General features: G+C 56.5%; 22 protein-coding genes. 4 read left to right on the top strand and 18 right to left on the bottom strand.

Annotation, left to right across the window (positions count from 1 at the left end; all coding sequences use genetic code 11):
• Positions 1-81: 81 nt before the first annotated feature.
• The 17 genes from E9954_RS03190 to E9954_RS03110 form a co-directional block, all read right to left on the bottom strand.
• On the bottom strand, positions 82-3,681 hold the full coding sequence (locus tag E9954_RS03190; protein WP_136077793.1) for a protein kinase domain-containing protein: 3,600 nt from the start codon (positions 3,679-3,681) through the stop codon (positions 82-84).
• Between the two features lie 221 nt (positions 3,682-3,902).
• Positions 3,903-4,349 (bottom strand): FHA domain-containing protein, encoded by a 447-nt coding sequence (locus tag E9954_RS03185; RefSeq protein ID WP_136077792.1) that lies wholly within the window; start codon positions 4,347-4,349, stop codon positions 3,903-3,905.
• Positions 4,350-4,474: 125 nt separating this feature from the next.
• Entirely contained in the window at positions 4,475-5,095 is a 621-nt protein-coding gene (locus tag E9954_RS03180) for an RNA polymerase sigma factor (protein WP_136077791.1), read from the bottom strand.
• 355 nt (positions 5,096-5,450) lie between these two features.
• A complete protein-coding gene (locus E9954_RS03175; protein ID WP_168441922.1) occupies positions 5,451-6,014 on the bottom strand; it encodes a hypothetical protein in 564 nt (187 codons plus the stop codon).
• Positions 6,015-6,164: 150 nt separating this feature from the next.
• Positions 6,165-6,974 (bottom strand): hypothetical protein, encoded by an 810-nt coding sequence (locus E9954_RS03170; protein ID WP_136077789.1) that lies wholly within the window; start codon positions 6,972-6,974, stop codon positions 6,165-6,167.
• 17 nt (positions 6,975-6,991) lie between these two features.
• Positions 6,992-7,381, bottom strand: coding sequence for a hypothetical protein (locus E9954_RS03165; RefSeq protein ID WP_136077788.1), 390 nt, complete (start codon positions 7,379-7,381; stop codon positions 6,992-6,994).
• 452 nt (positions 7,382-7,833) lie between these two features.
• On the bottom strand, positions 7,834-8,220 hold the full coding sequence (locus E9954_RS03160; RefSeq protein ID WP_136077787.1) for a hypothetical protein: 387 nt from the start codon (positions 8,218-8,220) through the stop codon (positions 7,834-7,836).
• 403 nt (positions 8,221-8,623) lie between these two features.
• Complete coding sequence (locus E9954_RS03155) at positions 8,624-9,325, bottom strand: immunoglobulin domain-containing protein (protein ID WP_136077786.1); 702 nt, start codon at positions 9,323-9,325, stop codon at positions 8,624-8,626.
• A gap of 316 nt (positions 9,326-9,641) precedes the next feature.
• Complete coding sequence (locus tag E9954_RS03150) at positions 9,642-10,580, bottom strand: IS1595 family transposase (RefSeq protein ID WP_136077625.1); 939 nt, start codon at positions 10,578-10,580, stop codon at positions 9,642-9,644.
• Positions 10,528-11,280, bottom strand: coding sequence for a hypothetical protein (locus E9954_RS03145; protein WP_136077785.1), 753 nt, complete (start codon positions 11,278-11,280; stop codon positions 10,528-10,530). The genes E9954_RS03150 and E9954_RS03145 overlap by 53 nt, the downstream gene beginning before the upstream one ends.
• A 763-nt stretch (positions 11,281-12,043) precedes the next feature.
• The gene (locus tag E9954_RS03140) at positions 12,044-12,460 is read right to left on the bottom strand and encodes a hypothetical protein (protein ID WP_136077784.1); all 417 of its coding nucleotides are present in this window, start codon (positions 12,458-12,460) and stop codon (positions 12,044-12,046) included.
• A 25-nt stretch (positions 12,461-12,485) separates the two neighbouring features.
• Positions 12,486-12,872: a lipocalin/fatty acid-binding family protein gene (locus E9954_RS03135; protein ID WP_136077783.1), complete on the bottom strand. Its 387-nt coding sequence runs from the start codon at positions 12,870-12,872 to the stop codon at positions 12,486-12,488.
• Between the two features lie 14 nt (positions 12,873-12,886).
• Positions 12,887-13,273 (bottom strand): hypothetical protein, encoded by a 387-nt coding sequence (locus E9954_RS03130; protein WP_136077782.1) that lies wholly within the window; start codon positions 13,271-13,273, stop codon positions 12,887-12,889.
• 512 nt (positions 13,274-13,785) lie between these two features.
• Complete coding sequence (locus E9954_RS03125) at positions 13,786-18,255, bottom strand: protein kinase domain-containing protein (RefSeq protein WP_136077781.1); 4,470 nt, start codon at positions 18,253-18,255, stop codon at positions 13,786-13,788.
• A gap of 75 nt (positions 18,256-18,330) precedes the next feature.
• Positions 18,331-18,780, bottom strand: a complete 450-nt coding sequence (locus E9954_RS03120) for an FHA domain-containing protein (protein WP_136077780.1) — start codon at positions 18,778-18,780, stop codon at positions 18,331-18,333.
• 9 nt (positions 18,781-18,789) lie between these two features.
• Positions 18,790-19,428: an RNA polymerase sigma factor gene (locus E9954_RS03115; protein ID WP_136077779.1), complete on the bottom strand. Its 639-nt coding sequence runs from the start codon at positions 19,426-19,428 to the stop codon at positions 18,790-18,792.
• Positions 19,429-19,608: 180 nt separating this feature from the next.
• The gene (locus tag E9954_RS03110; protein ID WP_136077778.1) at positions 19,609-20,100 is read right to left on the bottom strand and encodes an 8-oxo-dGTP diphosphatase; all 492 of its coding nucleotides are present in this window, start codon (positions 20,098-20,100) and stop codon (positions 19,609-19,611) included.
• Positions 20,101-20,431: 331 nt separating this feature from the next.
• On the opposite strand from E9954_RS03110, the gene E9954_RS03105 reads away from it, so the two are divergent.
• Positions 20,432-21,298: a homocysteine S-methyltransferase family protein gene (locus tag E9954_RS03105; protein ID WP_168441921.1), complete on the top strand. Its 867-nt coding sequence runs from the start codon at positions 20,432-20,434 to the stop codon at positions 21,296-21,298.
• A gap of 97 nt (positions 21,299-21,395) precedes the next feature.
• On the opposite strand, the gene ppdK is transcribed toward E9954_RS03105, so the two are convergent.
• Positions 21,396-24,149 (bottom strand): pyruvate, phosphate dikinase, encoded by a 2,754-nt coding sequence (gene ppdK / locus E9954_RS03100; protein ID WP_136077776.1) that lies wholly within the window; start codon positions 24,147-24,149, stop codon positions 21,396-21,398.
• Between the two features lie 193 nt (positions 24,150-24,342).
• Between ppdK and E9954_RS03095 the strand changes: the two genes are divergently transcribed.
• From E9954_RS03095 to E9954_RS03085, 3 genes are read left to right on the top strand one after another with little or no spacing between them, the layout of a single operon-like run.
• Entirely contained in the window at positions 24,343-25,038 is a 696-nt protein-coding gene (locus E9954_RS03095; RefSeq protein WP_136077775.1) for a pilus assembly FimT family protein, read from the top strand.
• Complete coding sequence (locus E9954_RS03090) at positions 25,035-25,505, top strand: type II secretion system protein (protein WP_136077774.1); 471 nt, start codon at positions 25,035-25,037, stop codon at positions 25,503-25,505. The genes E9954_RS03095 and E9954_RS03090 overlap by 4 nt, the downstream gene beginning before the upstream one ends.
• Positions 25,505-26,341, top strand: a complete 837-nt coding sequence (locus E9954_RS03085) for a PulJ/GspJ family protein (protein ID WP_136077773.1) — start codon at positions 25,505-25,507, stop codon at positions 26,339-26,341. Before E9954_RS03090 ends, E9954_RS03085 begins: the two co-directional genes overlap by 1 nt.
• Position 26,342 lies beyond the last annotated feature (1 nt).

Raw genomic sequence — 26,342 nt, 5'->3', positions numbered from 1 at the left:
ACCCATCCGAGAATCTTATGTGGAATTCTGTTTAATTTTGGACATTCGGCAAATGGATCGCCATTCGGAATGCAATGGTTCTTATGGTGCTTCCGGCATCTGCATGCAATAGAGCTTTCCGTCGGACAGCAGGTAGAGACGGGTGGCGTCGGTGCTGAGCACAGCACGTTCGATCTTTGGAGCCAATGCGCGGGGGTCGAAGACAGGGTAGAGGTCTTGCTTCAGTGCCACCTGCATTCGGCCGTCCTCCATGGGGAACACAACCCGTGGATCCGATGCGGTGAATTCCGGGTGGCGGAGCCCTGTACGGACCCAATGCGTCTGGAAACGCGATGCCTCCCCGGTGCCGGCATCGTATTGCTGGAATTGCTTGAACCAAAGTTGGCACCAGTAGCTTTGCTCTCCGGTGCGGGGATCCAAGAAGGGAATGATTGCAGTAGGTGTGCTCCCCGTATCCACACTCCAGTTCTCGACCGGGGCTTGCCCGTCCACGCCGATGGAATAGGAACCGAATATTTTAGGGGAGGGATGTAGAAACAGGAACCGCGTCGATCCGCCACACCGGTCGAACACAATGTCGTTGAACTGCGACCGGGCTTTGCCCCCGTGGGGGCGCGCGAGTATTTCTTCCCACGTTGCGGTGGAGAAGAGCCGCATTCCCTTGCGCCAGCCGGCATCAATTCCCGCGCCAATGTAAAAATAGCGACCGGTAGCGTCGAAACCGGCTTCCGAGGGCGGCTCGCCGCTCTCGACCCTGAACCGATGCAACAGCTTATGGGATTCGACCTCGAAAACGGCGGTGGTCTGGCCTTCCAGGCAGGCCAGGTATTTTTCATTGGAATCCACGCAAATAAAGGAGCAATCCCAATCGATCAGGGGATCGGTGGACCACGCACCGCTGTCCCGAAGCGTTACATTGCGAACCGTCTTTTTTTGCCCATCGTTTTCCAGCACATACACCCGCCCCGCCTCGGGAGTTCGGCACAACGCCTCGACATCCCCGCCAAGGTCAACGGCGGATAATGCATAGTCCTGCATGTCGTACACGTGGACTTGCCCATCGGATGAGAGCAGAGCCACCTTCCGCCGTTCCATAAGGAGGCAAGCTGCCGGATCGTGATCCACAATGCGCCGGACCAATTCAAAGCCAGGTTCCCCTCCCGCGCCGCCGACATACAGCAGTCCGTCTTCGGTGAGCGTGCAACACTGGCCGCCCTGGGGCGAAAACGATGCAAACGCGATATCGGACTGGTGCAACTCCCGAACATCGGCACGCTCCCTCCCCCACCGCACGTGGTTTTTCGCGTCGGGGCCTTTAAAGAAGGTTGAAAAGGCCGCCCGGTATTCATCATCGGGTGAGAACACGAAGCCATCCATGGTAATCCCGCGTACGTCGTCGTCCCCGCCGGCGAACGCAATCGACTGGATCGGATAGTCCCGATTATAGACGTAGCAATCTCTCCGCATGGAAGGCAGTTCAAAGGAGAACACAAATGATTCGCCCCTGACGGGAGGCTTGTAGGCCAGCCGGGTTTCGTCCGGGGAGAGGGCGAGTTCCACATCCCCCGGCTCGCCGCCATCCAGCAATTCGCCATAGCGGGTACCATGCCCAACCGCCAACCACCCGAGGCACCGTTTGTTCTCCAGGTCAAACCATCCGACGGTGTTGTTGCCCAAGGCAACCGCAGCGTGGGTCTGGCCATGATTCAACACTATGCCGGTGATGGGCTGCAACCGGCCGGCCGACCCCATCCATTCCTCGACCTGCTTCCGTTCGATGTTGTAGGTGGCCGGAAGCGGCGGGTAGTCGATCTTGCCGGCATCCAGGACGACCTTCCATCCATTGCCTATCCGGTGGTAAATACATGAACCGCTGGCGAGCCATAGGGTTCCGTCAGCGCCCTCATGCATGGCAGCGCTGCCTGCAGGAGGAAACGGCAACCCAACTTCGTCAACCACCACACCGGGAGCCATCCTCTTGCCGAAACAGTATTCATGGATGCCAACCATGCTCTTCGGTTCATAGCCCTGCGCCGGTTGAATTCGGACTTTCGCCATACGGTCTCCCCCGACAACCCACACGCAATCCATCTCCGCAGCGCGGGCCAATCCGACGGGTTCATTGATCCCCGTTACAATGGAGCCGCACCACGGATTCATGGCGGCGGCAACGCGGACATCGAGCAGGGCTTCGGGATCGAGCGTGTCCATGCCGTATTGGTCGTGCAGTTCCCAGAAGGTGGCCACGGTGGCTTCATGGTTTTGTTCGCCATAATAGGCGGAGATCAGGTTGGCCAGCCCCTGTCGGTGCTGGTCGGCGGTTCTGCGTTGCTCGACGCGGATGAGCAGGAAGGCCAAAAGGAACAATAGCAGGAGGAAGCCGCCCAGAATCTGGGCAATCAGCAGGAAACGTTTGCTGCGTCGCTTGTGGGCGTCGCGGTCGCGAATGGCCTTGGCGATCAGCTCCAGCAGTTCGCGGTGCGTCGCATTGCCGGAATCGAGCAGCGACTGGGCGAGTTCGAAATCGGCGTTGCCGAACGCGCAGCGGGCATAGCCCAGCACCGCTTCCAGGCGCAGGGTTTCGGCCTCCTCGTTTTCCGGCCACAGCTCCAGCGCCTCGCGGAAGGCGTAGATGGCGCGGTTGAACAAATCGTAGTCCTGCTCCTGCCGGGCCCTTGCCAAGCTGACCTTTGCGTTTTCAAGCAGCAGCAGGCTTTCGGAGTGCGAGCGGTAGTTGCGGATGGCTTGCTGGAAGTCGCGGACGTGGGGAAAGCGTTCGGTCGGGAGGGTGGCCATGGCCTTGAGGGCAATGCGCACCAGCTCGCCCTCCTGCCCGAGCGGATCGATATGGTTTTCCGAAGCGAGGTTGATGCAGAGCACGGCATCTTTTTCGAGGCGCGGCGGATGGCCGGAAATGATTTGGTAAAGCATGGCGCCGAGCAGGTAGACATCGGTGCCCTCCCCCTGCCGGTTCAGGTCGCCGCGCGCCATTTCGGGCGGCATGTAGGCGGGCGTGCCGCAGAACGAGGAATCGGATGCCTGTGCCCCCGTCCCGATTTCGGTGGAACAGGATGCACCCCAGTCCATCACCATCACCTCGCCAAACTCGCCGAGCATGATGTTGTGCGGCTTGAGGTCGCGGTGGAGGATGCCGCGCGAATGGGCGAACGAAATCGTGTCGGCCACGCGCAGCAGGATGTCGAGGTTTTCATCGAGGCTTCTTGTGGCCATCCGCTTCGACCACGGGGCGCCGTGCACCTCCTTCATGGCATAGAACAGGTTGCCCTCGGCATCGACGCCGAGGTCATAGACCGGAATCACGTTGGGGTGCTCCAGGTGGCCGGTCACGACCGCCTCGGCCATCAGCGCGTCGGCCGCCGCGGCCGATGCCTGTCGATCCGGCTTGAGCATCTTGACGGCCACCTCGCGGTTGAAGGCGGTCTGGTTGGCGGAATAGACCACGCCCATGCCGCCGGAGCCGAGCTTTTCGCCCAGCTCGAAATCGGGTTCATCCTCGGCCCGCGGCTCAAGCGTCCGGAGCCGGGGTTTGGTTTTGCCAACCGAGGAAAAGGTATCGTAGCCGGTGCGGATCGAATCTTCGGAAGAGGCACCGGCGGGAACCGATTTTTGCCACAGGGTCACTGTTGCATCCGCATCCCATTTCTGATCACTTCCATCCATATTCAAACCTTAGAAAAAGAAAACTGCAAATGAACGTCAATAACTACAGATTCGTTATGAGCCTAACCCGACAGAACCGGAACCATTTTTTAACAGAAGGACGCAAAGTTCGCGAAGCATGGTATTTGTTTCCTTTGCGCACTTTGCGTCCTTCTGTAGAATAAATCCTTCGCAAGCATGATAGCATTTGAATAGAGAGGGACTAAAAGAAATGTTTCCGATCATGCGCGCCGGATTCGCAGGAGAACGGAGCCGAGCTGGAGTTCGTCGCCGTCGCACAGATCCTCGAAATCAATCTTTTTTCCGTTGAGGATCGTTCCGTTCTTCGAACCGGCATCGCAAATGCGCACCAGGTTGCCAACCCGCTCCAACCGGCAATGCAGGCGGGATACCCCTCCGAAATCGAGCTTGCAGTCGGCCTTCTCCCCGCGTCCGATGGTGGCCGGCATGCTGCTCAATTCAACACGCAACGCCTCGTTGCCATCCCGCTCGAAAGAAACCAGACCCTGCCGGTCGAAATAGTCGCCGCGCGAATGGATCGAAAGGCGCATCTTTTCCAGGCTCCACTCCCGCGTTGCCGAGAACACATCCTCCGCCTCGGCGGCATCCTGCAACCGCTCAATGATCTGGTTGTCCGAAAGATTCCTGCACTGTGCATCCGCATTCATTCCATCACCTCTCAATCCTTCGAACAGCGAAGCCGAACTCCGCCTTCAAACAGGACTATTGATAACAGGACTATTCCCGCAATCGCCATTGTTAAATAGTCCTGTCATCCATCGTCCTGTAAAAATCACTCGTCTTCGAGAATATCCGCCACCTCCTGGCGGATGAATTTCAGTACGCGGTGCTTCACGGCATAGATGGCGTTGGCATCCAACGTGGTCTCCTCCGAAACCTCCACCGCCGACTGGTCGTCGAGCACATAGCGCTTGAACACGTCGAAGGTCGCCTCGCCCACGCGCTTGCGCACCCGTTCAAGCGCGGTTTCATAGACCGCCTTCTCCCATTCCAACCGCCAGATTTCCTCATCCACCGCCGCCTTGGCATCCAGCTCCTGCTCCAACCGCGTCCAGTATTCCTTCGAGGTTTTCTGACGACTGTTCTTGCGGCGGAGGTAGTCCACCACCGCATGGCGCGTAATGGTCTTGAGCCAGCCACGGAACCGGCCGCGCTCCGGCGAATAGTCGAACCGGATAATCTGGCGGAACACCTTGATGCACACCTCCTGCACAATATCCTCCGCCTCGGAATGGCTGATGTCGTAGTGGAGCGAATACCCGAAAATCAGGCGACCGTAGATTTCGTAGAACTCCCGCCACGCCACGCCGTCCTCCCCCTGCTTCAAGCGCAGCAGCAGGCTTTCCCGCGTGTGGTAGGCCGATAACAGTTCGCTGGTTTCCGTCGTTTCCATAACGTATGTAAAACCCCTATACGCACGCCATGCGAGAATCTTACACGAGTTTCCAGAAAAACTTCGCCGCTTACCGGAATTGCCCACAGCCACAGATGAACACCGACCCACACGGATTCCTTCCTTCTGTGTTATTCCGTACTACAATCCGACATTTTCTTGTTTTCCAGAATGTTTTAAACACCCGGTGAACCGTGGCTCCGCCACTATTTGCTCCGCAAATTATCTTCGCTTCGCTCGGCGCTCAAGACACCAAGAACACTAAACTTGGTGTGCTTTGTGTCTTCGGGTTTAAATTCGGTTGCTGAGAATCTGCGCTGGGATTATCCGTGGCTACTGTTTTTGGTGCCTTGCCCTAGAACCCAGCGAAGTAACGAATCATAGGGCCGCCAAAGTTGTAGTCGTCGATTATCCCGGACTCAGTTGCCTCGACATTGACCGGCAAATAAAAGTAGCCAATCTCAACCTTTTGCCTTCCATCAAGGAATGCCACCCCGAGGCCTCCTCCGGCGCCAAAACCACCGGTGGAATAGTCGAAATAATCGCTATTGGTAAACGGAAACGCAATGCTCGCGCCAACCGAGAGATACAGCAACCTGTCCCCGGCAAAAAACCACTGTCCGTAAATCGATGGAACCACCATGGTATTCATGTAGGAGCCATCGGCATAATCGTAGTCGTCACCACTGAAAAGAACGTCGCAACTCCCGCGCACCGAGATGTTCCGACCCACCCAATGTTCAAAGCCCAAGCTAACCCCTAGCCAGCCATAGTCGTTGAATATCTCGTCGGAATCGGCGAAGAAGTCCTTGGAAACAAAACTCGCCCCAACCACGAAATCCCATTGGTTTTCCTCCTCCGCACCATACCCCGAGGCAACCACCAGCATTGCCATCAACAGACCAATCCATGCTTTCATTCTCATCCCCGTATCCTTTCCCTGTTCGACCGCCATTATGCCATTTCATCCGGAGCGGCGGCTTGCACCGGAACGTGACTGACAGCCTAACGATTCAACAAAGCCCGTCAAGAAAATCAACATCCTTGCTCATACGGAAGTATTCTTATCCTAATTGACATATTTTGGATTAATCGCATAACCGGCCTTGGGCAAAGGCTCCAGCAACTCGATCATTAAGAGCGGATCCGGCTTGGCGGGAACGGTCTGCAACCACATTCCCGACTGCCAGAGAACCTCGCCGGTTGCCACCTCCATGCATACTACAATGGCCTCGGTGGTTTCCTTGGGAGTGGATGAGTTATACGATCCCAACGCAGCGGCAGCCACGCCCAACATGGCGACACCCACCTTGCGTTCAGCCGTGTACTCGATTCCTCGCATGCGTACCAGCGCCACGGTGTCCGCGCCGGTGTATTTCCGGACAACCGCAAGGTCGTCCACCGAGGGTTCGAACCGATGCCCGTCGTTCAGCCCACGATAAAGCTTGCGCAGCGCCTGCTCCAAATCCGGGCGGGTTTTTACATAGGGATAGACATAAACCGGAACCTCCGTATCATGACGCACCTTTGGGCTGTTCCCTTCCAAATCGCTATAGGCCCAATAATCCCTATGCGCTGTATCGAAGAACCCGATGCCCGCCGGTTGCGCGAGGACAACGCTGTAGCCCTTCATCTGGAACGCCGTGGTCGTCTGCGCCAGCAAGGCCTTGATCGCCCGGTCGGTCTGCGTTGAGCACAACAACACCCCCATGCCCATCTGTCTCGGATAGAACACCCGCCCCCCGCCGAAAATCGCAATATTCCGCATCGGGTTTGAACTCTTCATTTTTTCCGCCGACCGCACCTTCCGCCCGCTCACGCATCCCGACGACAGCACTGCCATCCCCAACAACAGAACCATCCATCCGCACTTTTTCATCGCTCCGCCCTTTCCTGTTAATTGGAAATCCTGGTGGCCGTCCATGTGCCGCCGTTGTTTCCACCTTTAAGTTCAACCGTCCCCGACATGGTTCCACCACTAACAACACCCGTCATGAGCGTGTCGTAGTTATAGTAAATTCCTATCTGGTCTCCGGTCAGGTGGTATTCGGCCTGCCCCGAACCTCCTTCGGGAAACTCCAAACCAACCAAATCCCCGTTGGTGAAATTGAGGACAAAATAATCGACTTGCGTGCTGAACTTCCATTCGACCTGCCACCTTCCGGCAACACGCTCATCAACAGGGTCGTGGTGTTCCTCGTCGCCGCATCCCGAAAACAGTTCCACAAAGCAAACCACCAGCAACATGGCCAGCCATCTTGTCCATTTACCAGAATTACTCATCATACCTTCTCTCCCTTGCGTCGTATCTCTCGGATGAGGAAACGGTGCCCTCGCAACACACCACCCGCCCTACACTACCCAATACGCACACCCTGTGATTTCCTTTTATGATGCATGCTATTTTATTCCATTTTTTTGCATATCCAAAGTTATCACCATTCACACATTAACCCAGTTCTTCGCTTAACAGGCCATTGCGCCCGAATGCCGGCAACCGATACATGGATGTGGACTCCACCGGCGGCTTGGACTCGTCCTGTTACGTCGACGCGGTGCCCTCACCGCTTGGCCGATGGAACGGCATCCAGAAGATGGGAAATTGGACAGGATCATGGGATGACAGGATTATTGTGTAGGAAGAAAAAAATATTGAGTGCGGCGTCACACGATAAAAAGGTAATCCACAAACAAGCCCTCCGGACTAGCAGAAAGTCGGGAGGGCGCAACCTAGCGATCTACTGTCGGATGCCCGTAAAGGTGCCACCATCCATATCCGTTCCCCGAAGGGTGTCGCCATCAATGGAGATGGTAGTGGTATAGGTATCTCCGCCTCCCCAGTCCAGATGCAGCTTGTTGCCAGACACGGTGAAGGTTCCTTGATAGATTTCCACCGGATCACCGGGGATATGCTCTTCCGATAGCGTCGTTCCATCGTCATGGTAGGTGTTGATATAATAGAATCCCGTTGGATTGTTGTCGGGCATTACTTTCCACGTTCCAATCAAGTCCGCCCTCAATTCTCCGTTGTCCCCACCACCACCGTCATCGCCACCGCACCCCGACAGGGCAAATACACTGATGATCGCCGCCGCCCATACCATTCGTCTTGTCCACTTGTTCATCTGCTGTCTCCTTTGTTGGGTTTCGTTACCGCATATAGGTTGCAATCCACGAAGCAACGGGCCTCCCCCCGAAGGGAAAGACCCGCGCTTTGGGGAAGATGAATTCCTGCTTTCTCACGACCTACCATTTTACGTTTAAAAACAAACCATCCGTGACCTGCTGAGCGACAGTAAGGTTTGCAAAGCAAATAACGAAGTGGGTCAAATGCTGGCTTCGACTGAAATGATTGAGAGTTCAACATTTTGCTCATAATCATTTTGCTTAACTCCCCGTTGCTCCTTCGAGGTTGTGACCGCAAGACGCAAAGAAGCAAAGTTGCCTGTCCTTCACGCCTTCGCGTTGCTTAGCTGCCAATTTCCGCGCGGGTGCTGGGCAGGCAGGAATGCCTGCACCACATGGCTTCTACGGTTGCGATTTCACCTGGTAGAATTTCGACGCCTGGTTCGCCGGTTCCGGATCGAACCAGACTTCGTTGTCGAACGCCGCTTCGAAGTTGTCGATCTCGACCCAGTTGGTGGCGGTCAGCGAATAGACGCATTGCACGGAATAGTTGGTGCCCACCACCAGGTTGGTCATGTGCAGCCCAGCGTGCATCATGATGTCCAGCCCGATCTCCGTCACCCGCAGGTTGGCGGTCGCGCTGTTCACCACGTCATACACATTCGATACCGTACAATAATAGTTGCCCGCATCGTCATAATCGACCGACAGCAACTCCAGCGTATCGCTCGTTTCGCCCGCCAACTCGGAACCGCCAAAATACCACTGGTAGTAGAGGTCATAACCAACCGCCTCAACCGCAAATGTTACATCCTGCCCAATGAACACCGACAGACTCTGCGGTTGCGCAATAATCACCGGCGGCGACGGCGGAACTCCTGCCCCAGGTTCTTCTCCGCCATACGCCCCCATGTCGGATATTTCGCCACCTAGGATCGGGTCATAATAATCCAAGATTGAAGGATCGCCAGCATCGATGCAGGGGGAATCAGCTCCTAGATGGAATGGATCATTTACTCCGTCATAAACAACATTGGTAAACTGCGGATCGAGAAAGATGTTGAACAACAGGTCGCATGGATCGCCGTTGTAATTCGTGATCAAGATTTGTCCGTACGTGGAAGGATAGTTAACAAAGTCTGTTAGATTGCCGAAAAAGCAATTGTAGTAAACTGCTTGGTTATTAACATTTCCGGTGGATGGCCCAGGACGAGAAACAGCATTTGAACACGCTACAAAGATGTTGTTAATCACTTCCGTATCGAAATTATTATGCCGAATATTCACTCCACCACCACAATCAATAATCACATTGTTTCGGATTGTTGGAGTTCCCTGTGCATTCGGATGGCTGGGATGGTAATCAACACATATTGCATCAGAATAAATATTACTGAATAGGGGTATTCACTTCGCTGGACTAAGTCTGTATCTTGTGGTTTCTTCCCCTGACCGACAGGGATATTTCCTTGAACCGAACGGGTTCCATAGCGACTGCATTTTGTAGCAGACGGTAAAACAGCATTCCCCGCGAGCGGGAAGTGCGCCGGTTGAAGCGGAACGTGTATTCGTCGAGATAGTATGCCAAATGCTCGTGACTTACTGCGCCCTGATGTGTTCCGCCAAGCCACCGCTTAAGCAAACTGGCGACTCGATGGCAAAGGGGGAGCAGGTTCGCGCCAACATCCTCGGATTTCCGAACGACTTTATGGTCGTAGCCCAAAGCTCCCAAACCATTGTACCCCTTCCACCCGTCCGTCTTCACCTGCGTACCCGGATCAACTGTTTCTCGGATGGCCCCTTCAAGACTTTTGGATGAGGCATCGGGTATTTTTACAAGGCGAATGCGACCGACGGCCTTACCATTCTCCTGCGCCACGATCAGCACAAGGGTCTTACCTTCGGCTCCGCGCCCCCGTTTCCCGGGCCTTGTGCCGCCTATGAAGGTTTCATCCACCTGCACGGTTCCGGTCAGTCTTTCCCGTCCCGGACGTACCATCGCCCGGCGGAGCTTGTGCAGCCACGTCCATGCGGTCTTGTAGCTTCCGAGGCCGAGAACGCGCATCAGTCCCAGGGCGCTGGCTCCGTTCTTCTGGCTTGTCACCCACCAGATCGCCCTGAACCAGGACGCCAGCGGTTTGCGGGTGCCCTCAAAGATCGTACCCGAGGTTACAGATGTTTTACGACTGCACTTCTTGCACTTGAAAAGGCCGTCTGCCAGTCGCCACGACTCCCCATGGCCACAGGCCGGGCAAAGGAAGCCGTTCGGCCATCGCAATGATGCAAGATAGTCGCGACATGCTTCTTCACTTGAAAAGTTCAGTTCCAATTCTTCCAGATCCTTTGGATACGCTTCCATGAAACGTGTGTACCACAACATGTGGGTCTAGTCCAGCGAAGTGAATACCCCTATTACTGAATATATTGCCTTCAACAACCGAACTCTGAAATGCCACGTGATAGTAATGTTCGGAAATCAAGTAACAACCATAATTCAGCTCTTCGAACCTACAGTTTCTTATCTTCGCAATACAATGAGGTGGCTGTGTAGAACTATTGCCAACTATGTATGAATAAACCCCACTACCTATTATGTTTTTGAAGGTACAATTTTGGATTTCCATTTCGGAAACTCCAATACTATCGACGTGTAGAAATATCGCATTCGATGAATCGGAAAAGTTGCAATACTCAATTTTACTTTCGGATCGTGTCTGGTTGTAGTTTATTCGGATAGTGTTCCAATAGTTCGAATCAGTGACCCCCCTAAAAGTAATAGGAACATCATAAGTTCCGACAGCATTAAGTTGCCCATTCACAAGCATTTGAACCCCAGGGCCCATAACTACTTCTACTCCAGGCTCTATGACTAGGGTCTTGCCTACCTGTATCTCAATATCCGAACTCACATAATATGGATTCCCCGCCGATGTCCACGTTCCCTCAGGATATGGAGGAGGAATCGTGGCCGCCTGAACGACCACAGATGATGCGATAACCGCCAGCAATGCGGCACCCAAGACCACCGCTGATTTATTCCAATGATGTTTTCCCCACATGGCAATACTCCCTTCGGTTTTGGTTTTCGGGCGGGGGTTGCGGCTCTCCCGGATGGCATCCCACTGGCCCTATACCCCCTATACGCAGCCATCTGGAATTCCTTTCACGGGTTGTGATATTTTTTATTTATTTATTTTTGTTGAGCAAAGATATCACCATTAACACATTTATCATGTTCGTATATGAAAGGGGTATACTGACGGGGGTTCGCCAAAATGATGTAGAGTAAGCGTCCCGCTTGCTTTTCCAGTGCGGGAAACAAGCGGGACGCTTGTTCTACCTTCCGAACAACCGCCTGGCGCAGCGAATCAAACCGCAACTTCGGTTTAACTTGTCGCATTGGACTGATAGGAACTTAACTTGAATGGTCTCACCACAGAGGACACCGAGGCACAGAGAACTATAGCAACCCCGCTCCTCTGCGCCTCAGTGCCCTCCGTGGTAAAAAACGAATCAGTTTAATTTGGTATGACGGGTCTACGTAGATTTTTATGGGAGCAATCCATGGCTCATGTGCCAACGGCACAACACAACTTAGCCTTGGACGCAGTCCAAGGGGTCTGGCGAAAGATAAATATTTGCCCTGAATGGGCAACACAAGACGGCTGTTGTGCTGCCCCTACAGGGCAGAAATAGGGGATGCCCCGAACCATAGGGCTTCGCCCCATGCTAAATTGTGTTGTACCGTTGGCACATTTATCCCCACAAAATTCCACGAAGAACCCAAATTTAAACAAAAGATACCCTACCGAAAACCATGCGTCACTGCTTTTGGATGGTTCCCCAGGCGTCCCAATCGTGATTGCCTTCGCTTGGTCGACAGAAGGTTACCCTGCTAAAGGTGATCGTTTTCTTATCCGAAGAGAGCGTGCCATAAATGGTACCGGTTTCCGTCTCGTCGTACTCATCGTCATAATACGAATAGTTGATCTGAATCTCGGAACCGGAAACAGTGATCGTTGCATTCCAGTTATCGGGCCCATTTTGTAAATCGACATTGCCGGAACCCGAAAAGGTTGCATCGAAGGAATGGGAAGCTTCCTTGTTGTTAAAGTCGCCAACCCATCTTCCGGCAATACCGTTGGAGTCGCCACCACCGTCATCGCCACCGCACCCCGACAGGGCAAATACACTGATGATCGCCGCCGCCCATACCATTCGTCGTGTCCACTTGTTCATCTGTTGTCTCCTTTGCTGGGTTTAGTTACCGCCGGGTGGCTTGCCACGTGCCGGATCTCCCGTTCGTGCACGTCCACGTTCCTTTCATGGTATTGCCGGAAATGGTTCCGGTAAATTCGCAGTCGTTTCCATCGGCATCCAGGAACATAAAGGTGATCTTTTCGCCGGAAAGCGTGTAGGTTCCACTTCCACTGCGCCCCGAGTCGTTCATCACCAGCTTAAAGCTGCTACCATCCTCGATCGTGAAATCGGCCGACTGACCATTTTCATCGGTAACCCTCCAGGTCGATCCGACAAACTCCCCGTCGCCACCGCCATCGTCGCCCCCGCATCCCGATAGCATCACGGAAGAGCCAATCAAAACCAATGCCACCGCCAACCGTCTCGTCCATCCATTACTATTCTTTTTCATGATCGCTCTCCTGGTTATTGCCGTTTCCAGACCATCGAATCGCCGCTATCGGAATAGACGATGGTCAACGTGTCGCCGCTGATCGAGTAGGTTGCTTCGTCAAAGCCATCCAAAATCAACTTGTTCCCGTTCACAACCCAGGTGCCGCTACCACCCATGATCAAGTTATGATAAGCATAGGCTTCATAGTCATACGAACCACCGGAATTGAAGGTAAACACGGCATACCGTCCCTCTGACGCATCTTCCGTATACTTCCAAGTCCCGACCAATGCCGAACCGTCGCCACTGCTGCCACCCCCGCCGCCATCGTCGTCGCCCCCGCAGCCGGCCAACAACCCCAGCAGGCAAAATCCAACAAGCATGAGCAATATACGTTTACTGATTCCCCGGATCTTCATAGTCCAACTCCCATTCATGGATTCACGGGCGGAGGAGGCGGCTCTCCCGGATGGCATCCCACCTGCCCTATACCACCCCATACGCACGCGCGCTGAATTCCTTTCACACTATACGTGATTTTGTGCGTTTTTTGGCTCTTCGAATATTTTCATGGTGCGGCTTTGCAACGACTGGAACCATGAAGACTGTTGGCAACGAATGTAGGAAAAGCAACGAATCCAATGGACTGGGATGATTCCGGTTTTCCAAAACGGAGGCTAAAGACAGGAAAAATGCTGGTCTATGCCCGGGAACCGTATCCATAGCGAATCCATTCCGCCGAATCATTCGTTGCTTTTCCTACATTCGTTGCCAAAAAATTCCAGATGAGCGGATTCTGAGCCGCTTGAAAGGGATCTTTCACCACAAAATTATACGGAGAACCGTTTTTTTTAGCTGGAGGGCGAGGCTCCGTCCGAGCCAGTGCTTGGAACGGCTCCGACAAAGCGTCGCCCTCCAAGGATTGGAGGGTTCAGGGAGAAAAGGTGCAGTCGATCAGTTTCGCGCCAACCACATTCTTCCCTTTGCCGGAGCTGTTTCCTGTGAAAACGGTGTTGCTGATGGATGTGTTCCCCTTGAAACCCGTAACGCACACGCCACCCCCTGATTTTGCGGTGTTGCCGGAAATCCGACAATCGACCACCTCCACCCGTCCTCCAGCGCTTTTATGGTCGGCGCGGATCCCACCGCCACCCGCACCAGCGGAATTACCTGAAATCTCCGAATCGACGATCAGGAGCCGGCTGTTCACATGGGCCTCGTCAACAAAATTGATCCCTCCCCCCGGATAAACCGCGTGGTTTCCGCGGATAACACAGTTCGAGATGATCATGAGCCCGAAGTCGTCCTGAACGGCTTTTCCCGCAGCCAGCAAATCGTTGTCCGAAACGCCGGCTTTGAGAGACGTCTCCATGACCACATCGATCGCCCCACCATTTCCGGCCGTGTTGGTTGCGAACACACAGCCGCTCACCACGAAATCCCGGCAATTCCGGAAAAGAAGCCCGCCACCGCCCCAGCTGCTGCCGCCCGTCAGGGTGAGTCCCTCAATGCGGCATGGCCCGTCAATCCACATCAATTCAAAGACCGGAGCGCTTCCGCCCGCATCGATTACAGTCGATTCCGCCCCGTCGCGACCGCGCAAGGTCAACGGCTTGCACACGTCGATCTTTTGGTTGATTTGGAACACCCCCCGGTCAAAAACCACCTCGTCGCCCTGGTCTGCCGCAGCCACTGCGGCGTGGGGGCTTCGGGCGGCGGTTGCCCACGAAGCATAGGGCCAGAGTCCTAATCCGTTAGGGGAAACATAGTGCACCGGCGTCTCTTCCGTTGCCCGAGGCCATAGCGCTCCGTCGAGATTCATGAGCACCAAGCTGCTGCCGTTTGCCATAACCGCCGTGGATGCATCGGAATTCATCACCGTTTTCTCCACCTTGACCGTCTCGGAATCCATCGCCGTTCTCTCCACCTCGTGCTTCAAGAAACTGGAATCAAACAGCGGATACAGATCCGATTTAAGGATGATTTCCAGCTGTCCGGTTTCCAGGGGAAGCAATGCGTGTTTGTCTTTCGCGTTGGAAACCGGAACACGGGAACCCTTCATCCGCCAATACTCCTGTCTGCCGGGATGGAATTCACCGGTTGATGCATCAAAGTTCTCGAAACGATCATATCCGTCCTGGTGCCAATACCGCAGTTGCCCCGTTTCCGGATCGGTGTAAGGCAGGATCCATTTTGACGAACGACCGCCCGGAACCTTCCACACCAAGTTGGTTTGCCCGATGGGCCGGCACCTTAAACGATACTTATGGATTTCCAGGATGGTTCCACCATGAACCTCAACGTGCTCTTTTGCTTCATGCGTTGTGGCCTGATCGACAATCTTCCACGAACCGGTCTTGAGGATGCGTGAACTACTCCAGTCCCCACCCACGACAAGGTATTCACCCGCCTCATCAAACCGAACCGGACACACCGAGCTGACACCGCTATCCAACGAAACGACGGATGCCCCGGTTTTCAAATCGAGGACCTGCAACCCATGGGGTTCCAATGCAACCAACCACCGGCCTTGGGGGTCGCAGCATATCCTGGCGGCCGCGCTGTTGGTGGCCATGATCCGCGCCTGCGGTGCAGCAGACCTGATTCCCGTAATTTCGACCACATCGTTCTTCCCGTGCGGCTTTTCCACAATGGCAAAGCAATGATCCGGATGGTATCCGCTGCTAACATCCACCACAAAGCCCCCCAATTCCAGCTCCGCCACGGCATGGCGGTGAAGATGGTAGACGTGCAGCGAGCCGTCGGTTGCCAGGCAAAGGCCTTGCCCGCCCGGTTCAATTGCACTGTCCGCCCACTCCCGCTTTAAGATTTTGGCGCCAAGATCAAACCCCGTTCCCTCGATGGTTGATCCAGCAAACAGGGAACCCTTTTTATCGATGGTCAAACATTCCGAACCATCGGCAGCGAGCGCCACCGTACTCCAGTTCAGGGATGGCAGCTTTCGCTTTTCAAACAAATCGCATACGCGCCATTGGATCGGGAACCAGGGCGTATAGGTGCCCCAATATTTGGACAGGGCCGAAACCGTGGGCGAAAAAACCGAACGTCCGTGGGAGAGCACCCCCCAGCACCGCCGTTCGTTCGGAAACACCAGATCAAGACATTCAGTCCCGCCTTGCAGAAAATATTTTTTCCGAAGGAATTGCGGAAGTTCCATGGCGTAAACATTTCTCTGCCAATATCCTTCGCGATACAGCAACCACTGCTCTTCCGGGGAAAACACCAACAGCGGATTGTTGCGAAGCGGCTCGGCTTTGTTGAGTTCGGATTCCCGATAGTCCAACCACTCTTCCCCATACTCCATACCAACAAAAAACCACCCTAGGCACTTCTTGTTTTCAACATCGATCCAGCATAGTGCCCCCCGGCCGAGCGCCACAGCAGCCCTGTCCTGGCTTCGGTTCGCGATAATCCCCGTAACGGATAGCGTTCGCCCCTCGCGTTCCATCCATTCGCGATACGCGTCGCGCTTGGAATCATCGGCGGTTTCAAAGTCCGGCGACAGCGGTGAAATGTCCAGTTCGGCAATATTCAACGCTTCCTCCCACCCACCGGAACTCCGTCGCCAAACCAGCGATCCACTGCCCGCCCAGAGCGTGCCGTCGGGGCTCTCGTGGATGGCCTGACCGGTGGCGAGGGCGAAGGGGAGTTGGATGGATTCGACCACCTGGCCCGGCGGGAGGTGTTTGCCGAATTTGTAGTGGTGGATGGCAACGGTCGTTTGAGAATCGTAGCCGGTTTCAGGATGTAATCTGATTTTCTTCAGCTCTCTTTCGCCAACGACCCAGACGCAGTTGGATTCGGCAGCAGGCATGATGCGGAGCGGGTTTTCGATGCCGGTCTCAATTTCACCACGCCACGGGTTCATGTTGGCGGCGATGCGGACATCGAGCAGGGTTTCGTGGTCGAGCGAATCCATGCCATAGCGGTCGTGGTATTCCCAGAAGGCGGCGACGGTGGCTTCGTAGTTTTGTTCGCCATAGTGCGCGCCGATGAGGGTGGCGAGGTTTTTGCGGTGCTCGTTGCGAACGATGAAGAAGGCGATGGCGAAAAGAACCAGGAACAAGACGATGAATAGACGGACTGCAAACAGCAGCCTTCGGTTGCGCCGCTTGTGGGCATCGCGGTCGTGGATGGCGTTGCCGACCAGATCAAGCAACTGCCGGTGGACGGGATCCGCGGGATCAAGCAGGGACTGGGCGAGCTCGTAGTCGTTGTTATCGAACGCGCAACGGGCATAGTCGAGTTCGGCCGCAGTGCGACCGCTCGGGGCATCGGGATTTTCCGGCCACAGCTCCAAGGCCTCGCGGAACCCATGAATGGCTCGGCTGAACAGGTCGTAGTCCTGGTTGGCTTTCGCCTGTTTCAGGTTGGCCTTGGCATTTTCGAGCACGCGCAGGCTTTCGGAATGGGAGCGATAGTCGAGGATTGACTGCTGGAAGCCCCGCACATCCGGGTAGCGGTCATAGGGCGCAGTGGCCATTGCCTTCAATGAGATCTGAAGCAGCTCGCCGCCAGCCTCCACGGGTTCGATATGGTTTTCAGCGGCCAGCGACAGGCAGAGCAACGGATCCGGCTCGGTGCGCGGCGGGTGGCCGGCGATAATCTGGTAGAGCATGGCACCGAGCAGATAGACATCGCTCCCCGTCCCCATTCGGTTCACATCGGCCCGGGCGACTTCCGGCGGCATGTAGGCCGGCGTACCGCAATAGGAAGAATCCGCCGGGCAGACGCCATGGGCTCCGGAGTCCGGCACGGCGCACGATGCGCCCCAGTCCATCACCATCACCTCGCCGAACTCGCCGAGCATAATGTTGTGGGGTTTGAGGTCGCGGTGAAGAATGCCGCGGGAATGGGAAAACGAAATCGTGTCGGCCACCCGCAGCAAGATATCGAGGTTCTCATCGAGGCTCTTTCCCGGCATCCGGTCCGACCATGGGAATCCCTGCATCTCCTTCATGGCGTAAAAAAGGTTGCCGTCTTCATCGATCCCCAGATCGTAGATGGGCACCACGTTCGGATGCTCTAGCTGACTGGTCACCACGGCCTCGGCCATCAGCGCATCGGCGGCGGCTTGCCCGCGCCGCCCCGGCTTGGCCATTTTCACGGCCACCTGTCGATCGAAGAGGGTTTGTTTGGCGGTATAGACCACCCCCATCCCGCCGGAACCCAGCCGTTCCCCCAACAGGAAATCAACATTCCGTCCGGCGGAATCCTTCCTAAGGCTACGGCTGCCGGGCATGCGGCCATCTAACAAAGCAACGGACTTTCGCGGTGCGCGGAGGGAGGTCTCGGAGGTGGCATCCACTGGAATATTTTCCTGCCAGAGGGTAAGCGTTGCTTCCCAATCCCCCAAGTCCCCCTGTCGCCATTCAGCCATGGACAGACCCTAAGAAAAACCAAGCCCAAAGAAACGAAAAATATTCAATCGATTTCTTTCTCAACCATAAAAGATTCAGACGCGGCCAACCCGGAGTTGCACGGTGCCGAGCTGGAGCACATCGCCATCGCACAAATCTTCGGCTTCAATGCTTTTCCCATTCAACCGCACGCCGTTCTTGGAATGGTCGTCGGAAATGCGCACCAAATTCCCAACCGCCACCAACCGGCAATGCACCCGGGAAATCCCGGCATAATCGAGGCGGAAGTCGGCGTATTCGCCACTGCCAATGGTGACCGGCAGGCTGTTCACGCTGATTCGGAAAACCTCCCGGCCCTCCAGTTCAAACACCACGGCTCCGTTGCGGTCGAAATAGTCGCCACGGGAATTGATGGACTCACGCATTTTTTCAAGGCTCCACTCGCGGGTGGAGGCAAACACATCCCCGGAGTCGGCGGCATCCTGAAGGGTTTTGATGATCTGCGTGTCCGAAAGTTCGTCGTTGTTGGTTTCATGTTGCTTCATCGCACCACCTCACTCGTTTTCCAGGATATTCTTCACCTCTTGCTTGATGTACTTCAGGACGCGGTGTTTCACCGAATAGATGGAACCCACATCCATCGAGGTGTCATCGGCCAATTCATCCGCGGGGCGCTGCCCCAACACATGCTCGTTGAAAATCCGGAAGGTTTGCTCCCCCACCCTTTTGCGCACCCGCTCCATCGCGGTTTCATAAAGCGCCTTGCGCCATTCCATTCGCCAGAGTTCCTCGTCGGCTTCCGCACTGGATTCGGCTTCCAGCTCGCTCAACTCGCGAAACTCGCGGCTGGTGTTCGTTCGGCTTCGGCGGCGACGCAGATAGTCCACAACCGTATTCCGCGTGATGGTCTTCAACCATCCCCGGAACCGGCCGCGCTCCGGCGCGTAGTCGAACTGGAGGATCTGGCGGAACACCTTGATGCACACCTCCTGCACAATATCCTCCGCCTCGGCATAGCCAATGCCGTAGTGGAGGGAATAGCCGAAGATCAAGCGCCCATAGATGGCGTGGAACTCGCGCCACGCATATTCATCGGCCTTGTCCTTCAAACGCAACAGCAGGCTTTCGCGCGTCTGGTAGCGGGCAAGCGTTTCGCTGGAATCAAGATTTCGCATCGGTACCTTTGAAACCATATACGCAGAACCTGCGGGAATCTTGCACGCATTCCCTAAAAAGATGCGGCACCCCCCGCCAAGCACACTTGCGCAAGTGTGCTTGGAAGCCTTCCGGCGCACGACAAAAACCGGCGTTAAATGGTATTTTGAGGGCTGATCCCGGATTGCCCATGCTCACACCCCTGCGCAGGTGTGAAACTAGAGCAGGTCGATGACGGCGTCGAGCATGCGGTCGCCGTCGAAGATGTAGCGGGCGGAAAAGGGGCGGCCTTCGAGCATGTGGGGGAACCAGGTGGAGTCGTCTTCCCACATGTGCTCGAACGGCAGCTCGTCGATCGAGCACCAGAGGGGATCGGCTTCGTCGGTTTCGGTGGGTTCGCCCTCGTAACCGGTTGCGGTGTAGACATAGCCATGGATGGAGTTGTTGTCGGTGAACTGGAAATGGAGCTCGCCGGCGAATTCGACGCCGGTCGGGGTGATGCAGAGTTCCTCCTGCGTTTCGCGGATGGCGCACTCTTCCGTGGTTTCACCGGGTTCGAGTTTGCCGCCGGGGCCGTTGATCTTGCCCTTGCCAAACCCCCGTTTCTTATGGATGAGCAGGATCTGGCCGTCTTTGATCACAAACATCAAGGTGGCCACCGTGACCGGATCCCAGTTGGCCCAATCGACATCGTTTACCGTTTTGTACATGGGAGCCTACCCTTCCTTATGTTCGTGAGATGCACACCGCGCTGCGGGAACGGAATGGTGACGCCGGACCTGACTGTGAAATAGTCGGCTGGCTTGCACCAGGGACGCACCTTGAAGGTGACGCTGCCATCGGCCATTTCGGGACTGAATTCCACTCCTGCGATTGTATTTGTTTCCATCGATTGTCCGCCTATGACTTAAAACAGTCCGGCGGAGTATACGGATGGGGAACTGTGAAACAAGGCTTTAGCGAAATCCTTGGAAGCGGCGGTTGTTTCGCAACGGGGTATGGGTTATGTTGCCGCAACCATTGGAACAGAGGAACCTCATTATGCACACGACCGTTGAAAAACTACTGAACGAACGGCCCGTCCTGATCGACGGTGCCTGGGGCACCGAACTACAGAAGCAGGGGTTGAAGCCAGGGGAATCGCCCGAAGCGCTGAACCTGGAAAAACCGGAGATCGTGGAGGCCGTCGCAAAGGCCTACGTCGAGGCTGGAAGCCGCATCATCATCACCAATACGTTCGGCGGCACGTCGTTCACCCTCCAGCGCCATGGCTTGGCCGACCAGGTGGCGGAGGTCAACCGCCTTGGCGCGGAGATTTCGAAACGGGCCGCCGGCGACCAGGCGCTGGTCTTCGCTTCGATGGGCCCCACGGGCAAGATTCTCATGATGGGCGACGTCGAAGAAGACGAACTGTTCGCCGCGTTCTCGGAACAAGCCCAGGCGCTGGCCGCCGGCGGAGCCGACGGACTGGTGGTGGAAACCATGGCCGACCTTGAGGAGGCAATCCTTGCGCTCAAGGCCGCCAAGGAAACCGGCCTGCCGGTTTGTGTTTCGATGATCTACGACTCGGGGGCCGACCTCGACCGCACCATGATGGGCACCACCGTTGAACAGGCGGCCGAGGAGCTGACCGCGGCGGGCGCCGACATCATTGGCTCCAACTGCGGCCAGGGCATCGAGGGTTTCGTTAAGCTGGCCGCGCGCATGAAGGCCGCGACCCACCTGCCGATCTGGATCAAGGGCAATGCGGGCTTGCCGCAAATGGTGAACGGCCAAACGGTCTACAAGACCACGGCTGCGGATTTCGCGGTTTATGCAACGCCCCTGCTCGACGCCGGCGCCGACTTTATCGGCGGGTGCTGCGGTACAAGCCCGGACTTCATCCGGGCGCTGAAAGCGGCCCTTTAACTCCGCCGAAAGAGGCACCGGCGCGGACGCCGGGCGCACCCATGAAAAAAGCCGGAGCGCATGGCCCCGGCTTTTTTCATCCATTCGCGTGGAACGGCTAGCCCTTGATGGCTGCCTGCGCGGCGGCCAGACGGGCGATCGGAACACGGTACGGCGAGCAACTCACATAGTTGAGGCCGGCCTTCACGCAGAACTTCACGCTTTCGGGGTCTCCACCGTGCTCGCCGCAGATGCCGCACTTCAGGCCCGGACGGGTTTCGCGACCGCGCTCGACGCCGATCTTGACCAACTGGCCGACGCCGGTTTGGTCGAGATGCTGGAACGGATCCGAAGGCAGGATCTTTTCGCCGAGATAATCCGGCAGGAAGGTGCCGATGTCGTCGCGGCTGTAGCCGAAGGTCATCTGCGTCAGGTCGTTGGTGCCGAAGCTGAAGAACTCGGCGGTTTCGGCAATCTCGTCGGCCGTCAGGGCGGCCCGCGGGATTTCGATCATGGTACCGACCAGGTAGGTTACCTTGGAGCCGGTCTTGGCGATGATCTCTTCCGCATTCTCGCGGACGATCTTTTCGAGGAAGTCCAGCTCGGCCTTGGTGCCGATGAGCGGAATCATGATTTCCGGAAGCACCTTGACCGCCTTCTTCAGCTTGGCCACCTTGCAGGCGGCGCCGATGATGGCCTTGGTTTGCATGACGCAGAGTTCCGGAAAGGTGATCGACAGGCGGCAACCGCGGTGGCCGAGCATCGGGTTGAATTCGTGCAGTTCCTGCACGCGTTCGGTCACCTTTTTCAGCGGAACGCCGAGGCGCTTGGCCATTTCCTGCTGGTCCTTCTTGGTGTGCGGCACAAACTCGTGCAACGGGGGATCGAGCAGGCGCACGGTGACCGGCAGGCCGTCCATGGCCTTGAAGATGCCTTCGAAGTCCTTCTGCTGGTGCTTGAGCAACTTGGCCAAAGCGGACTTGCGGGATATTTCGTCCTCGGCCAGGATGAACTCGCGGATCGCCCAGATGCGGTCGCCCTCGAAGAACATATGCTCGGTCCGGCAGAGGCCGATACCCTCGGCGCCGAATGAACGGGCGGCCTTGGAATCCTTCGGCGTATCGGCGTTGGTGCGCACGTTGATGGTGCGGTTGGAATCCGACCATTTGGAGACTTGTTCGTACATTTTGTAGATCGGGTCGTTCTTGGCGGAGGCCTTGCCGTCGACGACGGCGGATACCACCGGGCTGACCTGGGTCGGGATTTGGCCGTCGTAGACGATACCGGTGGATCCGTTCAGGCTGATCCAGTCGCCCTGCTTGTAGAGCTTGCCACCAATGCCGACCGTCTTTTTCGCATAGTCGATCTTGAGGTCGCCCGCACCGCAGATGCAGCACTTGCCCCAGCCACGCGCAACCACCGCTGCGTGGGAGGTCATTCCGCCGGTGGAGGTCAGGACGCCCTGCGCCGCCCACATGCCGCCCACGTCTTCCGGGCTGGTTTCGTGGCGGACGAGGATCACTTTCTCGTCGGGGTTCTTTGCCACGGCCGCTTCGGCCTCGGCGGCTTCGAAGACGATTTTACCCACGGCGGCGCCGGGGCCCGCAGGCAATGCGGTGGTGAGCACCTTGCCCTTCTTCTCCGCCGCAATGTCGAAGATCGGGAACAGCAGCTGTTCGAGGTCGTCGCCGGAAAGCGTCATGAGCGCTTCCTTCTGGTTGAGGATCTTCGCTTGTTTTTCGCCGGTGAAGAAATCCATTCCGGTCGCCATTTCAACCGCCCAGCGAACGCCGGCCAGGCCGGTGCGTTTTGCATTGCGGGTCTGCAGCATGAAGAGCTTGCCTTCCTGCACGGTGAACTCGACGTCCTGCGGATACTTGTAGTGCTTTTCGAGGCGCGCCATGATTTTCTGGAGGTCGGCATAGGCCTTTTTCCAGATGGGCGATTCCTCGTTGGGCATGTCGTCGAGGTGCTTCGGCGTACGTATGCCGGCCACCACGTCTTCGCCCTGGGCATCGACCAAATATTCGCCCATCGGCTTGCTGTGGCCGGTGCCGCCATCGCGGGTGAAGGCCACGCCGGTGCCGGATTGGGAGCCCATGTTGCCGAAGACCATCACCTGGACATTCACGGCGGTGCCGAGCAGGCCGCTGATCTTGTTGATCTGGCGATATTTCTCGGCGCGCTCGGACCCCCACGAACCAAAGACGGCACGGATGGAGAGATCGAGCTGTTCAACCGGATCCTGCGGGAAGGGTTTCTTGACCTTGTTTTGGTAGACCTTCTTATAGACCTCGGTCAGCTCCTTGAGCTGTTCCGCGGTCAGGTCGGTGTCTTCGGCGGCCTTGTATTTTTTCTTGATGGCTTCGAGCTCGACTTCGAAGTCGTGGTGGGTCAGGCCGGTGTAGGGGCCCATGACCACATCGCCGAACATGTCGATGAAGCGGCGGTAGCAGTCCCACCCGGTGCGTTCGTTGCCGGTCTGCTCGATGAAGCCGAGGACGGACTTATCGGTCAGGCCGAGGTTGAGGACGGTGTCCATCATGCCGGGCATGGAGACGGCTGCGCCGGAGCGGACGGAAACGAGCAGCGGGTCCTTGGGATCGCCGAGTTTCTTGCCCATGTTGTCTTCAAGTTTTTTGAGTTGCGCCTTGAGTTGCTTTTCCATTTCGGGGGCATATTTGCCGCCGGTCTTGGAGTAGTATGCGCAGGCTTCGGTTGAAATGGTGAGACCCGGCGGTACGGGGAGGTTTGCGTTTGCCATCTCGGCCAGGTTGGCACCCTTGCCGCCGAGAATTGCCTTCATGCTGCTATCGCCTTCCGTGAGTTCTTTCGAAACACCATAGAAGTAGACATATTTTTTCTGAGCCATTTGAATTTCTCCTTTGTTTTACAACGCCAATTAGAGCAAAAAACGTCCTATATTTAACAGAGCGCAAAACAGAGTCAAGGCCACCCCATGTTTAAAACAAATTACGGGTGGAAACCCGCGTAATTCCATCGGCTTGAAATTACGCAAAAAAACATACGCACAGCGGCTGGTTTTGGGATATGTTTCATTCCCCATGGAGATGAAGGAACAAAACAGGGCCAGTGCAGGGTTCACGCTCGCCGAGTTGCTGGTGGTGATTGCCATCATCGCGATCATGTTCCTGGTCGCCCTCCCGGCCGTCACCAACATTGCCGGACAATCCAAGCTCGAAGCCGCCGCCAACGCCGTGCATGCGGCGGCCAAGATGGCGCGCCAACACGCCCTTGCCAACAACCAGCCCACCTACCTGGTTTTCAACGATGCCCTCTCAACGGCCGACCCCAACCTGCAATTCCGTTCCTTCGCCGTCTTCACCATCAACACCCACCGCGACATCAACAACGTCCGGCAATCCGACGGCCTGTTCCTCACCGACTGGGAGGTGTTGCCGGAGGGCGTGGTGTTCAACGCCACCGCGAAAGAAGACGACGACGACAAACAAAACGTGTTTTATGTGGGCGGAGGAAGTTGGGGCGGCGGTTTTAGCCGGAACCGCCAGCTGAAAATCGGTAGCCAAAACCACATTGCCCTAGGCTTCAAACCAAGGGGGACGCAACGGCAAGACTGGGAACACGACATTTTTCTGGCGGAAGGCTTCTTCACGGAAACCGGCGCATTGGTGAATGCTTCGGAACAAGGGATGCGCATCCGTTTCCAAAGCAATGGCGACAGCCGGATTACCGCCGTCGTCTTCGACGATGACGGCGGATACGGGGAGGTTGCCCAATGACCCCCCTCCAGAAGAAAGGCGGCTTCACGCTGATTGAGATCCTGCTGGCGCTCTTGGTCATTACGATCGGCGTTGTGGCCATTACGGGTGTGCTGGGCAGCTCGCTCGATGCCACCGCCAAAACCCACAGCGACCTGGACGCGGTCTGCTTTGCCGACCTGGTGCTCAACTATTGCCAGGCCGCGGACTTCGATGCCATCCCGACCAGCGGAAGCCTCAGCCTGCCCGACCACGAACAATCCGACGTGAGCCTGTCGCTGGGCGCCGTGGCACAATTCCCCGGACGCCTGCCCCGATCCACCATCACCTTCGGCGGCCAGGCGCAGGAATATACGGTGACCTACCGGCTCGACATCGTGGCCGACGGCAATGTTAAAGCGGTCACGCTCCAGGTGTGGCCGGGCTTCAGCGCCAACGGAACCTCCCGCACCTTCTATACGGAACTCTACAACTGGGACAGGCTCTGATGGCGAACGCAAACAACAGGTCAGGTTTCACGCTGATGGAGCTCGTGGTTTCGATCTCGATCCTCGCGCTGATGGCCCTGATGCTCGCGCATATCTTTTCCGCCAGCGACCGCGCCGTCAACCAGGGCAAGGACCAAGCGATGCTCGACGATGCCGCGCGCCGGCTGCTCGACTATGTGGAGCAGGACATTGGCCAGGCGCTCATCCGCAGCAACGTTGCGTTCCGGGTTCATCAGGACGACGCTGCCCTCGAGCTCGATTCCCTCTATTTTGTCTCCACCGGCGCGCGCCGCCAGCTCGAAGGCATCCTGCGCGACACCGCGCCCATGCGCTGGAAGGCGGATGCCGCTGGAACCTGGCACCATTGGCTAACCATCGAAGCCCCATACGAGGGCGTGGATGCGAACACCATCGACAATGTGGTTCGCATGTCGGACTACTATCACAGCGCCCCCGGCCAGAAGTCCATCGACTTCCGCGCCGCCCACGCGATGGGGGGCGAAAACGGCGAAATCACAAGCACTTCAATCGACTACACCCAACCGCTCCTGGGCAATATTGCCGACCACGCCGTGCTTACCACGTTCCAGATTGCCGTGAACGGCGACGATGCGTGGACGGGCGGAAGCCCGGACGGGCTGCCCGACCCCGACGACTTGCCGCGCTTCGTCGATGTTACCATCGGCCTCGTGCCCTCGACCACCATGGAGAAGGCGATGCAATTGTTCAACGCGGCGACCCCCCTGCGGGGGCGCGACCTGGTTGCCGAAAACGAACGGGTCTATTCCCGCCGGATTTTCATGCCCAACCGAGGGGTTGAACGGCTTTCCTATTAAA

Origin of the sequence: Pontiella desulfatans (assembly GCF_900890425.1) — a bacterium.
GTDB classification, from domain to species: domain Bacteria; phylum Verrucomicrobiota; class Kiritimatiellia; order Kiritimatiellales; family Pontiellaceae; genus Pontiella; species Pontiella desulfatans.
This window is presented reverse-complemented; position numbering and strand designations above follow the sequence as displayed.